12 protein-coding genes and 1 pseudogene are annotated in these 15,493 nt (G+C 64.3%); 7 read left to right on the top strand and 6 right to left on the bottom strand.

Going from position 1 to position 15,493, the window contains the following annotated elements:
- Nucleotides 1-105 precede the first annotated feature (105 nt).
- Nucleotides 106-900, top strand: coding sequence for a DODA-type extradiol aromatic ring-opening family dioxygenase (locus ACQ86E_RS05905; RefSeq protein ID WP_431204611.1), 795 nt, complete (start codon nt 106-108; stop codon nt 898-900).
- Between the two features lie 242 nt (nt 901-1,142).
- Complete coding sequence (locus tag ACQ86E_RS05900) at nt 1,143-1,529, top strand: hypothetical protein (protein ID WP_431204610.1); 387 nt, start codon at nt 1,143-1,145, stop codon at nt 1,527-1,529.
- Nucleotides 1,530-1,597: 68 nt separating this feature from the next.
- Here the strand turns inward: ACQ86E_RS05900 and ACQ86E_RS05895 are convergent, their stop codons facing one another.
- The 3 genes from ACQ86E_RS05895 to glgC are packed head-to-tail and all read right to left on the bottom strand — an operon-like array spanning nt 1,598 to nt 4,609.
- Nucleotides 1,598-1,858, bottom strand: coding sequence for a SemiSWEET transporter (locus tag ACQ86E_RS05895; RefSeq protein WP_431204609.1), 261 nt, complete (start codon nt 1,856-1,858; stop codon nt 1,598-1,600).
- Between the two features lie 37 nt (nt 1,859-1,895).
- Nucleotides 1,896-3,350: a glycogen synthase GlgA gene (glgA, locus tag ACQ86E_RS05890; RefSeq protein ID WP_431204608.1), complete on the bottom strand. Its 1,455-nt coding sequence runs from the start codon at nt 3,348-3,350 to the stop codon at nt 1,896-1,898.
- Nucleotides 3,347-4,609, bottom strand: coding sequence for a glucose-1-phosphate adenylyltransferase (gene glgC / locus ACQ86E_RS05885; RefSeq protein WP_431204607.1), 1,263 nt, complete (start codon nt 4,607-4,609; stop codon nt 3,347-3,349). Before glgC ends, glgA begins: the two co-directional genes overlap by 4 nt.
- Before the next feature lie 373 nt (nt 4,610-4,982).
- Between glgC and ACQ86E_RS05880 the strand changes: the two genes are divergently transcribed.
- The 3 genes from ACQ86E_RS05880 (at nt 4,983) to ACQ86E_RS05870 (ending at nt 7,460) form a co-directional block, all read left to right on the top strand.
- Complete coding sequence (locus tag ACQ86E_RS05880) at nt 4,983-5,450, top strand: hypothetical protein (RefSeq protein WP_431204606.1); 468 nt, start codon at nt 4,983-4,985, stop codon at nt 5,448-5,450.
- 481 nt (nt 5,451-5,931) lie between these two features.
- Complete coding sequence (locus ACQ86E_RS05875) at nt 5,932-6,243, top strand: septal ring lytic transglycosylase RlpA family protein (RefSeq protein WP_431204605.1); 312 nt, start codon at nt 5,932-5,934, stop codon at nt 6,241-6,243.
- 47 nt (nt 6,244-6,290) lie between these two features.
- Nucleotides 6,291-7,460, top strand: a complete 1,170-nt coding sequence (locus tag ACQ86E_RS05870; protein ID WP_431204604.1) for a Gfo/Idh/MocA family protein — start codon at nt 6,291-6,293, stop codon at nt 7,458-7,460.
- 111 nt (nt 7,461-7,571) lie between these two features.
- Here the strand turns inward: ACQ86E_RS05870 and ACQ86E_RS05865 are convergent, their stop codons facing one another.
- The 3 genes and pseudogenes from ACQ86E_RS05865 to ACQ86E_RS05855 all read right to left on the bottom strand — a co-directional run bounded on the left by ACQ86E_RS05865 (nt 7,572) and on the right by ACQ86E_RS05855 (nt 12,998).
- Nucleotides 7,572-8,882 (bottom strand): ABC transporter substrate-binding protein, encoded by a 1,311-nt coding sequence (locus ACQ86E_RS05865; protein WP_431204603.1) that lies wholly within the window; start codon nt 8,880-8,882, stop codon nt 7,572-7,574.
- Between the two features lie 151 nt (nt 8,883-9,033).
- A pseudogene (uvrA, locus tag ACQ86E_RS05860) lies at nt 9,034-11,545 on the bottom strand (excinuclease ABC subunit UvrA).
- A 220-nt stretch (nt 11,546-11,765) separates the two neighbouring features.
- Nucleotides 11,766-12,998 carry an SMP-30/gluconolactonase/LRE family protein gene (locus ACQ86E_RS05855; protein ID WP_431204602.1) on the bottom strand — a complete coding sequence of 411 codons (1,233 nt, stop codon included), beginning with the start codon at nt 12,996-12,998 and terminating at the stop codon, nt 11,766-11,768.
- A gap of 280 nt (nt 12,999-13,278) precedes the next feature.
- Here ACQ86E_RS05855 and ACQ86E_RS05850 point away from each other — a divergent pair, with 280 nt between their 5' ends.
- A complete protein-coding gene (locus tag ACQ86E_RS05850; protein ID WP_431204601.1) occupies nt 13,279-13,548 on the top strand; it encodes a hypothetical protein in 270 nt (89 codons plus the stop codon).
- Between the two features lie 372 nt (nt 13,549-13,920).
- Complete coding sequence (locus ACQ86E_RS05845; RefSeq protein ID WP_431204600.1) at nt 13,921-15,483, top strand: 2-isopropylmalate synthase; 1,563 nt, start codon at nt 13,921-13,923, stop codon at nt 15,481-15,483.
- The last annotated feature ends 10 nt before the right edge of the window (nt 15,484-15,493 follow it).

The raw sequence follows: 15,493 nt of genomic DNA, 5'->3' as shown, positions 1-15,493 counted from the left end.
GGCGGCAAATCGTTAACGACTTGCTAACCATGCCGGCTTGCCTATGCTCCCGCCGATCGCGCGTCCGCTACACGCGCATGTTGTGAAACCACTGAGCCGACATCCATGACCCGATTACCGACTCTCTTCCTGTCGCATGGCGGTGGCCCCTGGCCGTTTATGGAAGACCGGAGAGTGCAGTACGCGAAGACCGCCGCGGAGTTCGGCCGGCTGCCGCAGCTTCTCCCCGAGAAGCCCAAGGCGGTGCTCGTCATCACAGGCCATTGGGAGGCCGAGGCCTTCACCGTGTCGACCTCGGCGCATCCGCCGATGGTGTACGACTATTACGGTTTCCCCGAGCATACCTATCACCTCAAATATCCGGCGCCGGGCAAACCCGAACTCGCTGACGAGGTGAAGGCGCTGCTCATGGGCGCGGGCCACGATTGCCGCGAGGATCCCAATCAGGGTTTCGATCACGGCACCTTCGTGCCGCTCGGCCTGATGTATCCGAACGCCGACATGCCGATCGTGCTGCTGTCGCTGAAGTCGACTTACGACGCGGCCGAGCACGTCAAGGTCGGGCAGGCGATCGCATCGCTGCGCGACGAAGGCATCCTGATCGTCGGCAGCGGGCTCACCTATCACAACATGCGCGGCTTCGGACGGGCGGAGTCAAAACCCGTCTCGTATGATTTCGAGGCCTATCTGAACGAGGCGATCAGCAATCCGGATGCGGCACGGCGCAACGCGATGCTGGTCGACTGGGAGAACGCGCCGGGCGCGCGCCTTGCGCATCCGCGCGAGGACCATCTGCTGCCGCTGATGGTAGCCGCCGGTGCCGCCGGCCGCGATGTCGGAAAACGCGTCTTCGTCGACGAGGTCGCGAATGTGGCGATGGCGTCGTATGTGTTTGGGTGAATCACCATCGCGCCGCATTGAAGGTGGCAGATTACGCCTTTGGCGAGGGCCTGTGCTCATCAGTGCTCAGTGGTACTACTGGCAGCTCTTGGCTGAGGAGCGGACCTCCTACCCGGAGACCGCTGAAGTCAGCTCGTGACCCAAGGCCGACATTCTCTTTTGCACTATCATGCGAACCTCTTGCTTTGATGGAGGGCTACTTGTTTCCCGACGAATCTCTCAGATGGAAACCATATCCATCGATGATCGACGGCATCGATCGGCCACCAGTTGTCTTGGATCAAGGCGTTTGGCGTGGCGTACTTCATCTCGTTGTCTTGGGTGGCATCCGCGCCTATGGCATCGAAATGAGATGCGAAATCTATGCGGCCTTCGACGAAATGATCTACTCAATAGCTTATCACGGTGATAGCGCCGGAGTTTACGATGGTGGCGTTTATGTCAAGGAAGCTGAATGCTCCGCGTTGCTCAAAGCATATGAGGAGATTGATCCAATCGGCCGAAAGCCACGACACTTCTCATTTGTGGGGAGCGACCACTGCTATGAGGCGCTTGGCTTCTCCGAGCCAACCATCCGCGAGTTTCACAATGAAGAAGAAGCGTATGCTTGGGGGCCACTCCGGACTTGAATGGAGCGGACATCTTGCGGTTCACGCGGTCTCCATTTCTCCCGTCAAGTACCTCCGCTCGCGCAAGCTCAGCCGTATTTCAGCTTCATGAACAGGATCCCGCCGGCGAGCAGTATGGTGATGGCGTTGGCGGCGACCAGGGGCGCGTCGCCGCTGAGCAGGCCGTAGACGAGCCACAGCGCCAGGCCCAGCACCATGATCAGGAACATGCCGAGCGAGATGTCGCGCGCCGAGCGGGTCTTCCACACCTTGATGACCTGCGGCGCGTAGGCGATGGTGGTGCACGTGGCGGCGGCGAAGCCGATCAGCTTGATTGCGAAGGGGTCCATGCCGGTTTTATAACATGGATTCGAGGGCGGTTCCGCCTCAGCCTCGTCGTGATATGAGATCGCGATAGAGCGCGGCGTAGTCGCCGGCGCGGTTGCGCCATGACACATCGGTCGCAAGGCCGCCCAATTGCAGCCGGCGCCAGATCCCCTTGTTGTGGAACGCCGTGTTGGCCTTGCGCAGCGCGCCGGAGAGAGCATCCGCGGTGACGGGGGCGAACTTGAAGCCGGTGGCGTCGCGGTCCGACGCGTCGGCCTCGCCGATATCGATGATGGTGTCTTCGAGACCGCCGACACGGGAGACGATCGGCACGGCGGCATAGCGCAGCGCGCAGAGCTGGGTCAGGCCGCACGGCTCGAAGCGCGACGGCACGATGAGCGCGTCCGAGCCGGCCTGGATCAGATGCGCCAGGATTTCGTCATAGCCGATCACGACTCCGATCCGCCCGGGGTTGGCACGGGCGGCGGCCTGATAGCGATCCTGCAGATCTCGGTCGCCGCTGCCGAGCAGGGCGAGCTGCATGCCTTGTTCCAGGATGGTGGGAATGGTCTCGAGCAGAAGGTCCAGACCCTTCTGCCAGGACAGGCGGCTGATGACGCCGAGCAACGGCGCCTCGTCCGAGGAATCGAGATTGAACTGTTGCTGAAGCACCGCCTTGTTGGCGGCGCGAAATGTCAGGTCCTGTGCGCCGAAGCGGTAGGCGATGTGCGGATCGGTCTTCGGATTCCAAACTTCGGTGTCGATGCCGTTGAGGATGCCGCTCAGCACACCGGCGCGCTCGCGCAGCAGCCCGCCAAAGCCCATGCCGCCTTCGTCGCTCTGGATCTCCCGCGCGTAGGTCGGCGATACCGTGGTGATGCGATCGGCGAATTGCAGGCCGGCTTTCAGGAAGCTGATGCCGCCGAAATATTCGAGGCCGTGAACGTCGAGGGAGCTCCAGGGCAGGCCGATCGACCCGATCAGCTCGGAAGCGAACTTGCCCTGATAAGCCATGTTGTGAATCGTCATCACGGTGCCGGGTCGCGGGCGACCGTCGTAGTGGAGGTAGGCCGGTGCGAGCCCGGCCTGCCAATCATGGGCGTGAACGACATCGGGGACGAAGGCAGGCACGAGGCCATGGCCGATATCGGCCGCGATACGCGACAGCGCGGCGAAGCGAAGGCCATTGTCGGGCCAGTCGACGCCCTCAGCGGTGACGTAGGGATTGCCCGGCCGCGCGTAGAGATGCGGCACATCGAGCACGAACAGGTCGAGCCCGTCATGCGAGCCGGCGAGCAGGCGTCCCGGTCCGCCGAAATAGTCCGGCCAGCGCCGGATTTCGTCGGCGCCCGCGAGCCTGCGCATCACGTCGGGATAGCCCGGCATCAGCGTGCGCATCTCGACGCCGTGCGCCTTCAGCGCAAGCGGCAGCGCGCCGGCGACATCCGCGAGGCCGCCGGTCTTGACGATGGGATAGACTTCAGAGGCGACCGCGAGGACGCGAACAGGCGTCATGTATTGAGCCTGTCGATCATCGGCTGGGTGATGAGCGAGATGCCCTGCTCGGTGGTGCGGAAGCGCTTGGCATCGAGTTCGGGATCCTCGCCGACGACGAGACCTTCGGGGATCTCGACGCCGCGGTCGATCACGACGTTCTTCAGCCGCGCACCGCGGCCGACGTTCACGTAGGGCATGATCACCGCGTTCTCGACATTGCCGTAGGAGTTGATGCGCACGCCGGTGAACAGCAGCGAGCGGCGCAGCGAAGCGCCGGAGATGATGCAGCCGCCCGAGACCAGTGAACTCACGGCATAACCGCGACGGCTCTCCTCGTCATGGACGAATTTGGCGGGCGGCGTGATCTCCGAATAGGACCAGATCGGCCACGCGCGGTCGAACAGGTCGAGTTCCGGAACGACGTCGGTGAGGTCGATATTGGCGGCCCAGTACGCGTCGACCGTTCCGACATCGCGCCAATACGATCGAGGTTCGGCCCCGGTCCGCACGCAGGAGGTTGAGAACTGGTGAGCGATGGCGCGGCCGTTCTTGACGATGTAGGGAATGATGTCCTTGCCGAAATCGTGGTTCGAGTTCGGATCCTCGGCGTCGCGCTTCAGCTCGTCGAACAGGAATTTCGCGTCGAACACGTAGATGCCCATGCTTGCAAGCGAGACGTCGGGCTTGCCCGGCATCGGCGGCGGATCGGAGGGCTTCTCCAGGAACTCCTGGATCCAGCCGTTCTCGTCGACATGCATGATGCCGAAGCCGGAGGATTCCTGCCGCGGCATTTCGAGGCAGCCGACCGTGACGTCGGCGCCGCTGTCGACATGCTGTCGCAGCATCACCTCGTAGTCCATCTTGTAGATGTGGTCGCCGGCGAGCACCACGATGAAGCGGCAGGCGTGCGCCTCGATGATATCGATGTTCTGGTAGATGGCGTCGGCCGTGCCGACATACCACATGTTCTCCGACACGCGCTGGCTTGCCGGAAGGATGTCGAAGCTCTCGTTGCGTTCCGGACGGAAGAAGTTCCAGCCCATTTGGAGGTGCCGAATCAGGCTGTGCGCCTTGTATTGTGTCGCGACCGCGATACGGCGGATGCCTGAGTTCACCGCGTTTGACAGCGCGAAATCGATGATGCGGGACTTGCCGCCGAAATAGACCGCGGGCTTGGCGCGCCGATCGGTCAGTTCCAGCAACCGGCTGCCGCGCCCGCCGGCGAGGACGAAGGCCAGCGCCTGGCGGGCAAGCGGCTCATTTCCGGCGGCACTCATGTTCATCCTCCCACACTCTGGCGCAACCGGGGCCTTCGCGAGACGCCTTCCGGCCGCGCACCATTGGAACCGATAGTAACGATACGAATAGTAAATCGGGAAGGAGCTTGTTGGTTGCGAACGCGCGGGAAGCTTAATGCTTTGCCGTGGTCGGGTTGCCTTCGGCGTCGTCGCGCCCGTGTCATATCCGCGCGGCGCGAAGGCCGGGCCTGACCACAATCGAGGCATGCGTATCTCGAGGCATACGTGGCTCTCTTGTGCGCCGCACGCAATGGGCGGCTTTGACTTTCGGAGGCTTTGATTTGGCGCAAGGATGCCCGATCATGGTCTTGCGATCCTTTTCCAAGCGAGGCGTCAGATAAGGAGAAAGACGATGAGGTTCTGGAAAACGGCAACGGCCTGTGCGCTGGCGGGTGCAGTGATGGCCGGCCAAATCGAGCAGGCGGCGGCGGCCCCGTTGCCCACCAACGTCGCGACCATGAAGGCCGCCGCCGGTGACGATGTCACGCAGGTGCATTGGCGCGGTCGTGGCTGGGGATGGGGCGGAGGAGGCCTGCTCGCCGGCGCGATCATCGGCGGCGCCATCGCGAGCAGCGGCTATTATGGTGGTGGTTATTACGGCGGCGGCCCGTATTACGGTGGATATGGTTACGGGCCGGGCTATGGCTATGGTTATGCGCCGGCCTATTACGGCTATGGACCGAGCTACGGTTATGGCCCGTACTACGCGCGTCCCCGTTATTACGGCTACCGGGCCTATCGTCCTTACTACGGTCCTCGGTATGGCTACTATCGGCCGTACCGGGTCTACCACCGCCACTATCACCGCGGATATTGGTAGTCGCGCGGTCAGGGCGAGAGCCATACGACCAGGCTCATGCAGGCGAGGTGCGCGAGCACGATCGCGGCGAGATGCAACCGGCCGGCCTTCGGGCGAAGCCTGCGCATCCCGCCGCCTCCGCGCGAACTCGATCCCGCCGCCGAGGCGATGAAGTTGAGGTCGACGCGGGCTTTGCTGAGGTCGAGTGCCTTCGGCAGGATACCGTAGCGCGTCGGGCGGCGGCATGCCTGATGTTGGCACGAATGACGATGCGGCCGGCGCCTCGCATGATTTCGGATTGCATCAAACCGGCGCGGAGCGCGATCCCTCGATCCAACATGCGAGCGTACACGTCGCCGCGCGAGAGCATCGAGATCCGCACGTCGGTTTCACGAGCAGTAACAAACTGTGATGGCGCCGCCGGGCATCGCCCGGCGGTCGAGGGAACCAAGGGGAACGAGGTGGCGTTGCAGCGCGGGGCAGGGCAACCGGGAGCGGTGCCGTGCGAGCGCGGACGACCTTACTTCTTTGTGTGATGACTTCCCTTGCCTTCATCTCCATTGCGAAAGCCGAGAGCGGGCTGGCCTCCTATTACGGATATGGAAAAGCCGGAAAGGGCGGCGAGCTGACCTGTGCCCACCGCACGCGCCCGTTCGGCAGCGTGCTCACGGTGTCCTGGAGCGGCCGCACGATCCAGTGCCGCGTCAACGATCGCGGTCCCTTCATCCGCGGCCGTATCGTCGATCTCTCCGTGCCGGCCGCCCGCGCGCTCGGCATGATGAGCGCCGGTGTGGTGCGCGTCTCGGTGGAATAGGCTTGCCGACGCGCTATAGTGCCGCCCAATGCATGGGAGGCGGCGCTATGGCCAGGATTCGGGTGGGACTCGTCGGCTGCGGCTTCGTGTCGGAGCTGCACATGTACGGGTTCCGGCGCGTCTATGGCGTGGATGTCGAAGTCGTGGCGGTCGCCGCACGCGGAGATCGCGTTGTCGCGTTCGCGAGGCATCACGGGATTCCACGGGTCTGTCGCAGCTTTGGCGAGTTGATCGCGGACCGTGAACTCGATGTCATCGACATCTGCACGCCGCCCAACCTCCACGCCGAGATGATCGTCGCAGCCATGCAGGCCGGCAAGCACGTGATCTGCGAGAAACCGTTCGCGGGCTATTTCGGCCGCGAGGGCGATGCGCAGCCGATCGGCAGGAACGTGCCGAAGGCGCTGATGTACGAGCGTGTGCTGGAGGAGATGGACGCGACCCGCGCCGCGATCGAACGCACTGGGCAACTCTTCATGTATGCCGAGGACTGGATCTACGCGCCGGCGGTGACCAAGACCGCGGAGATCATCAAGGCGACGAAAGACAAGATCCTGTTCATGAAGGGCGAGGAGAGCCATTCCGGCTCGCACGCGGCGCATGCCGCGCAATGGGCGATGACCGGCGGCGGCTCGCTGATCCGCATGGGCTGCCATCCGCTCTCGGCGGTGCTCTATCTCAAGCAGGTCGAGGCGAAGGCGCGCGGCGAGAGCATCCGCGTGGCCAGCGTCACCGGGGATGTCGGTAACGTCACCGCCTGCCTGAAGCCTGACGAGCGCAGCTACATCAAGGCCAATCCGGTCGACGTCGAGGATTGGGGCACGCTGACCGCGACTTTCTCGGACGGTACCAAGGCGACCGTGTTTTCCGGCGACATGATCATGGGCGGCGTCCGCAATCTGATCGAGACCTATACGTCCGGCGGCTCGCTGTTCGCCAACATCACCCCGAACACGCATCTGATGAGCTACCAGACCAGTGAGGAGAAACTCGCCGGCGTCTACATCACCGAGAAGGTCGACCGCAAAACCGGATGGCAATATGTCTGCCTCGAGGAGGAATGGACGCGCGGCTATTTGCAGGAGATCCAGGATTTCATGGAATGCGCCGCGACCGGACGGCAGCCGCTGTCGGACCTCGCGCTGGCCTATGAGACGATCAAGGTGAACTACGCCGGCTATTGGGCGGCGGAAGAGGGACGGCGAGTGGTGCTGTAGGGGATGCCGCTGCCGCAAAGAGTTGGACTCGCAGAGAGAACCCCTCACCCGGCTTCGCTTTGCGAAGCCACCCTCTCCCGCAAGGGAGAGGGTGCACCGCCCGAGCCGCCCCTACACCCCGTAAGTCGATCCCTTCGGCAGCGGGAAGACCGGGTCCCGCGTCCTGATGTTGGTCGGCCACACCACCGAGATATGCTCGCCGGCGTTCTGCATCACCACCGGTGTCGAGCGCTCGTTCTGGCCGGACATCGGCGTGCCCGGCGGGAAGAACTTGACGCCATAGCCCTGGATGGTGCCACCGGCGGGAATGTCGACATCGAGTGCGGCCTTGCGAATGGCCTCGGGCTCGAAGCTGCCGTATTTCTCCCTGGCGACCGGCAGCACGTTGTTGAGCAGCACCCAGGTCTGGTTGAAGCCCATCGAGCAGTGAGGCGGCACGTCGGTGGCGCCGGTCTTGGCCTGGTAGCGCGAGACCATGGTCTTGGTGAGGTCGCCGATGCCCGGCGCGAGCTTAGCAGGATCGAGCAGCTGCGCCGGCACCGGATCGATGTTGCAGAAATTGTCGATGTCGGGGCCGAAGGTCGCGCGCAGCTTGTCGAGCTGGCTGTAGCCGGCCCCGGCGCCGAACAGCATCTTGAAGCGCAATCCGCTCTCGCGCGCCTGGCGCAGGAACAGGGTGATATCAGGGTTGTAGCCGGCATGCGAGATCACATCGACCTTCGCGCGCTTGAGCTTGGTCACGAGCACCGAGAGATCGGGCGCGGACGCCGAATACCCCTCGCGCATCACCACCTGGATGCCGGCCTGCTTGGCATAGGCCTCGTCGGCCGCCGCGACGCCGACGCCATAGGGGCCGTCCTCGTGGATCAGCGCGACCTTGACCTCGCCGGGCTCCATGCCGAGTTTTGTCTTTGCGTGCTCGGCGATGAAGCCGGCAAAGGCCTGACCGTACTGATCCGAATGGATCTGCGCGCGAAACACGTATTGCAGGTTCTTGTCCTTGAACACGGCGGTCGAGACTGCCGTCGTGATCCAGAGGATCTTCTTCTGCTGCTCGACCTTGGCCGCCATCGGCACCGCATGCGCACTGGAATAGACGCCGTTGATGATGTCGATCTTTTCCTGGTTGATCAGCCGCTCGGCCTCGTTGATGGCGACGTCGGCCTTGCTCTGGGAGTCCGCGGCGACAGGGACGATTTTGGTCTTGCCGCCGATGCCGCCCTTCTCGTTGACGAGGTCGATGGCGATCTGCGCGCCAACCGAGGAGGCGACCGAGCCGCCGGCGGCGAAGGGGCCGGTGAGGTCGTAGATCAGGCCGATGCGCAATGTCTCGGCTTGCGCCTGGGCCCGTGTCCAATCGAGGCTGAGTGCAGCGGCGGCAGCCGCCGAACTCTTCAGCAGCTGCCTGCGTGAAGTCGGCATCCTATCCTCCCTCAAAACCGTCTGTTGATCGTGCCGGTTATTTTTTGCGAAGTATGGGGAGCGGGCCGGCGGAAAGTCAACATCGCTAAAGTCTGGCTCCGTCCTCCCGGCGCAGAACGCAATTGCGAGATGAGCCACGAACAGCGCGCGGCTACTGATTCAAGCGGCGAGCGAGATAGCGCGCTGTCTTCCCGCCCGCTCCAGCGACTTGATGCGGCGTTCCCGATGCGACGATACGGCCGCCCTCGTCGCCGGCGCCGGGGCCGAGATCGATGATCCAGTCGCTGTGAGACACGACATCCATGTCATGCTCGACCACGACGACGCTGTTGCCGGCATCCACGATCCGGCTCGAGCTGGGCGATCAGCCGCTCGACATCCTGCGGATGAAGACCGGTGGTCGGCTCGTCCAGGACATAGAGCGTGTGGCCGCGCTGCGGTCGCATCAGCTCGGTCGCCAGCTTGATGCGCTGGGCCTCGCCGCCGGACAGTTCGGTGGCGGACTGACCGAGGCGGATATAGCCGAGGCCCACCTCGCGGACGACCGATAGCGACCGGTTCAATGCCGGGTCGCCGCGGAAGAACTCGAAGGCCTCGTCGACGCGCATCGCCAGCACGTCCGCGATCGATCGGCCGCGGATCTTCACCTCGAGTGTCTTGTCGTTGTAGCGCGCACCCTTGCAGGTCGGGCAGGGCGCATAGACGCTGGGCAGGAACAGAAGCTCGACGCTGACGAATCCCTCGCCCTCGCAGGTGCTGCAGCGGCCTTTTGCGACATTGAACGAGAAGCGTCCGGCATCGTAGCGGCGGGACTTCGCCTGCGGCGTTGCTGCGAACAGTTTTCGTACATGGTCGAACAGGCCGGTGTAGGTCGCAAGGTTGGATCGCGGGGTGCGGCCGATCGCCTTCTGATCCACCACGACGAGGCGATCGACCGCGTCGAGGCCGGCGACGATCTTGCCGCCCAATGTCTCGACCGCGGGCGCAAGGCTGTCGTCGTCGGTATCAGCGGCGAGCGCGTGGCCGAGATGGCCGGCCACGGCATCGACGAGGAATTGGCTGATCAGGCTCGACTTGCCGGAGCCCGATACACCGGTGATGCTGGCGAGGACGCCCAGCGGGATGTCGACGTCGAGTCCGCGAAGATTGTTGCGGGTCACACCCCTGACCTTCAGATGCCCCTTCGGCTCACGATGGATCGCCGGCAGCGGTTTTCTTGGATGTGCGAGATAGCGGGCGGTTCGCGATTGCTCGATCTCGCCGAGCCCCGCGGGCGGTCCGCCATAGAGAATGAGCCCGCCGCCTTCGCCGGCGTCGGGCCCGACGTCGACGAGCCAGTCGGCATGCCTGATCACCTCGATCTCGTGTTCGACCACGAAGATCGAATTGCCCGCGTGCTTCAACCGGTCCAGCGCCCGTAGCAGCGCTTCGGTATCGGCCGGATGCAGGCCGGCGGAGGGCTCGTCGAGCACGTAGACGACGCCGAACAGGTTGGAGCGGACCTGCGTTGCCAGACGCAAGCGCTGCAATTCACCCGGTGACAGCGTCGGCGTGCTGCGCTCGCAGGCGAGATAGCCAAGGCCAAGGTCGAGCAGGACGGCGAGGCGCGCGGACAGATCCTCGCAGATGCGCCGGGCAACGACGGTCTTCTCCGACCTGTCTGCCGAGGCTCTTGCGAACGGCTGGATCAGTTCCTGCAATTGCTTGAGCGGCAGGTGGGACATCTCGGCGATATTGAGCTCGGCGAACTTCACCTTGAGCGCCTCCGGCTTCAGCCGGTTGCCATGGCAGGTCGGGCAGTCCCGGGTGATCATGAATTGCGCGACGCGGCGCTTCATCATCGCGCTCTCGGACTTGGCGTAGGTCTGCATCACGTAGCGCCTGGCGCCGGTGAAGGTGCCCTGATAGCTCGGCTCCTCCTTGCGGCGCAGGGCCCGTTTGACTTCGGCCGCGTCGTAACCGGCATAGACCGGGACGGTCGGCTGCTCATCCGTGAACAGGATCCAGTCGCGATCCTTTTTGGGAAGCTCGCGCCAGGGCTTGTCGACGTCGTAGCCCAGCGTCGTCAGGATATCCCGAAGGTTCTGTCCCTGCCAGGCACTCGGCCATGCAGCGACGGCGCGCTCGCGGATTGTCTTGCTATCGTCAGGCACCATCGATTTCTCGGTGACGTCGAGCATCCTGCCGATGCCGTGGCAGGTCGGGCAGGCGCCTTCCGGAGTGTTCGGCGAGAACGACTCCGCATAAAGCAGCGGTTGCCCACGCGGATAGTCGCCGGCGCGGGAATAGAGCATCCTGAGCAGGTTCGAGACGGTTGTCACGCTGCCGACGGACGACCGCGTCGTCGGCGCGCCGCGCTGCTGCTGGAGCGCAACGGCGGGTGGCAAGCCTTCGATGTCGTCGACTTCGGGGATCTGCATCTGGTGGAAGAGGCGCCGCGCGTAGGGCGACACCGATTCCAGATACCGCCGCTGCGCCTCGGCGTAGATCGTTCCAAAGGCGAGCGAGGATTTTCCGGAGCCCGACACGCCCGTGAACACGACGAGGGCGTTACGTGGAATCTTGACATCGACGTTCCTGAGGTTGTGCTCCCGCGCGCCTCGCACCCGAACGAAGCCGTCGTCCCGTGTCAGCCCATCCGGTCGGGTTGGTCGATCGTCCATCTTGCTCCTCCAGACCCGCACGGCAAAATATCCGTGAGGCGCATGCCGTACCGCAGGCCGCGGTTCCGGCGGGAGCTTAACGGCAAGATCGCAGGATGGGTCCTCCGCATCGTCCGCACCCATCCCCTTTCTCCGCATAAGCGAAGGCCCGTCGCCAGCGCGACGGGCCTTGCGAAGACGGCTATGAGCGTCCGTCGCGGGAGCGGTCCGGCGACACGCCTCAGCCCGGCCCTGCGCCTTGCGTTGCCGTGTACACGGCGTAGAGCGACTGGCTCGCGGCCATGAACAGGCGATTGCGCTTGGCCCCGCCGAACGTGATGTTGCCGCAGACTTCCGGCAGGCGGATGCGCCCGAGCAGCTTGCCTTCCGGCGACCACACCGTCACCCCGCTATAGCCGACGGCGCGACCGGCATTGCTGGAGGCCCAGACATTGCCGTTGACGTCGCAGCGCAGGCCGTCCGGTCCGCACTTCACGCCGTCGATCACGCAGTCGCTGAACTTCTTGACGTTCGAGAGCTTGTTGTCCGTGCCGACGTCGAACACGAAGATCTCGCCCTTGCCGCCGGGCCCGGTGTCGCCGGGTCCCTTGCCGGTCGAGGCGATGTAGAGCTTTTTGTAATCTGGTGAAAAGCACAGGCCGTTCGGATCTGGCACCTGCTCCTCGGTGACGACGAGGTCGATGCGCCCACTGGGGTCGATGCGATAGCAATTGGTCGGCAGCTCGCGCTTGCCCGGTGTGAAGCCGGCCGGCTGGCCGATCTTGGGATTGAGCTTGCCGCCGGCATTGCTCGGACCACCGGCGACGTCGGGCTCACCTTCATAGAGCTGGCCGCCATAGGGCGGGTCGGTGAACCAGTAACTGCCGTCGGGATGCGCGGCGACGTCGTTGGGCGAGTTGAGCCGCTTGCCTTGGTAGGAGTCGGCGAGCACCGTGGCGGTGCCGTCGTGCTCGTAACGCGTCACGCGCCGGGTCAGATGTTCGCAGGAGAGCTGGCGGCCCTGGAAGTCGAAAGAGTTGCCATTGGAGTTGTTGGAGGGCGAGCGGAACACGCTGACGCGGCCGTCGTCCTCGCTCCAGCGCATCTGCCGGTTGTTGGGAATGTCGCTCCACAGCAGATACCGCCCTTGCGCACTCCAGGCCGGACCTTCGGCCCAGAGCACGCCGGTGTAGAGACGCTTGATCGCGGTGTTGGGCTGCGCGAGATCGTTGAAGGACGGATCGACCGCGATGATGTCGGGGTCCCAAAAATAGGTGGTCGGTGCGCCGTTCGGACCGAAATCGCGCGGCGGCGTGGTGATCGTCGTCGGCGGGGCGGCAGGTCCGGTCTGGGCCAGCGCGGGGCCGGCCATGGTGGCGGCAGCGCCGAGCGCAAGTCCCCGGACAAGTGTACGTCGTGAAAGCGCAGCATCCTGGTCACGCTGCTCGTGGTCACGAGCCTGCTGGCGTGTCATCGCATCCTCCCGGTCTTGTTGACTGGCCGGTTGATCCGGCCGAGCGATGAGAGGTTAGTCCCGTCTGTGTTCGGTTGCGAGGGGCAGGTTCGCATCCTTTGAGCGATCGCGTAGCGCTCAAGGCTGCAACGCGGCCGCATTGCGGCGGGGCGAGGGCAGGAGCGATAGTTCGTCGGCGGCGTCTGCTTGGTTGTTAGCCGCAAAGGTTTTTCGGGCGTCAAGCCTTGACCTGACGTCTGATGATGGCAGAACGTTTCCGCAGTCTCAGCCGGAGTTCATCGTGTTAGCCGTTGTTGCACTGGTTATAGCGCTCGCCATCGCGTTCGCCGCCGGCTACGTCACCCGCGACCTCGTCTCTCGCAGACGACGCGCGGAGGCGCGCCGCTGGCGTGAATACACCGAGCCCGGCTGGCTCCGCGCCAATGCGCCTGCCAACACCAACGAGGTTGCGGCCGCCCAGCAAACGGCACTGCCGCCGACAGCCAATGGCGAGCTCGGTCAGATGCTGGATCGCTGGGAGCGTCGAGCTCGCGCCCGTCAAGCCGGCTGACCATCCGCGATCGGTCAGCCCTCCTGACTATCTTTTGGCGTTGCAGTTGCGGCTATTTCTCGTCTAGAAACAGGAGATCGAGCCTCCCGGCAACCAACCGTCAACGGTTTTGACCGAGGATTTGAGGCTCAAAAGGGTCTGGCAATGCTGATTCGCGGCCAAATTGATGGGATTTCGGGGGAGGTGGCTCTGGCCGCCGCCACGATCCCGGCCGCGCTGCTGCCCACCCTCCTGATTGGCGGGCTTCTTCTTAGCTGCCCCTGAGGGCCGGCTGGGCGCGACGCGCCTGGGCGCTCAGGGGTTGGTCGAGATCACCGGACACCTCAAGCGCCCAGCAGACTGACGGCGCAAAAGCTCAAAAGGAATTTAGCAATGGCCCCCGTGAACAAGTCCGACAAGGACCGCGTCATCATTTTCGACACCACGCTGCGCGACGGCGAGCAGTGTCCCGGCGCCACCATGACCTTCGAGGAGAAGCTCGAGGTCGCGGAGATGCTGGATGATATGGGCGTCGACGTCATCGAAGCCGGCTTCCCGATCACCTCGGAAGGCGACTTCCAGGCGGTGAGCGAGATCGCCCGCCGTTCCAAGAACGCCGTCATCGCCGGCCTGTCGCGCGCGCACCCGGCCGATATCGACCGCTGCGCCGAGGCGGTCAAATTTGCCAAGCGCGGCCGCGTCCACACCGTGATCGCGACCTCGCCGCTGCACATGCGGGTGAAGCTGAACAAGACCCCGGAGCAGGTGCTCGAGACCTCGGTCGCGATGGTCGCGCGCGCCCGCAACCAGATCGACGACGTCGAATGGTCGGCCGAGGACGGCACCCGCAGCGAGATGGATTATCTGTGCCGCATCGTCGAAGCCGTCATCAAGGCCGGCGCCACCACGGTGAACATTCCGGACACCGTCGGCTACACCACGCCGGACGAATATACCCACTTCATGAAGACGCTGATCGAGCGCGTGCCGAACTCGGACAAGGCGGTGTTCTCCGTGCACTGCCATAACGACCTCGGCATGGCCGTGGCGAATTCGCTGGCCGGCATCATCGGCGGCGCCCGCCAGGTCGAGTGCACCGTCAACGGCATCGGCGAGCGCGCCGGCAACGCCGCGCTGGAAGAGATCGTGATGGCGATCAACGTTCGCAACGACAAATTCCCCTTCTGGAACAAGATCGACACCACGCAGCTCACCCGCGCCTCCAAGGTCGTGTCGGCCGCGACTTCGTTTCCCGTCCAGTACAACAAGGCGATCGTCGGCCGGAATGCGTTCGCGCATGAGAGCGGCATTCATCAGGACGGCGTGCTGAAGGACGCCTCGACCTACGAGATCATGCGGCCCGAGATGGTCGGCCTGAAGCAGTCTTCGCTGGTGCTGGGCAAGCATTCCGGCCGCCACGCCTTCGTTCACAAGCTGGAGGAGATGGGCTACAAGCTCGGCCCCAACCAGCTGGAAGATGCGTTCACGCGGATGAAGGCGCTCGCCGACCGCAAGAAGGACATCTACGACGAGGACATCGAGGCGCTGGTCGACGAGGAGATGGCGGCCTCGCACGACCGCATCAAGCTGACCTCGCTGACCGTGATCGCCGGCACCCATGGCCCGCAGCGCGCGACCATGAAGCTGGACGTCGACGGCCAGATCAAGATCGAGGAGGCCGAGGGCAATGGTCCGGTCGACGCTGTCTTCAACTGCATCAAGCGCCTGGTGCCGCACGAGGCCAAGCTCGAGCTGTACCAGGTCCACGCCGTGACCGAAGGCACCGACGCGCAGGCCGAAGTCTCGGTGCGGCTGTCGCATGACGGCCGTTCGATGACCGCACGCGCGGCGGATCCGGATACGCTGGTGGCCTCGGCGAAGGCCTATCTCGGCGCGCTGAACAAGATGGTCATGAAGCGCCAGCGCGATACGGTGACGACGGCGGCGGCGAGCTGACGCGTCCGCT

The organism is Bradyrhizobium betae, from assembly GCF_050632175.1.
In the GTDB taxonomy this organism is placed as follows: domain Bacteria; phylum Pseudomonadota; class Alphaproteobacteria; order Rhizobiales; family Xanthobacteraceae; genus Bradyrhizobium; species Bradyrhizobium betae_B.
Note: the sequence above shows the minus strand (reverse complement) of the source record. Positions and strands in the feature narration are given on the sequence as shown.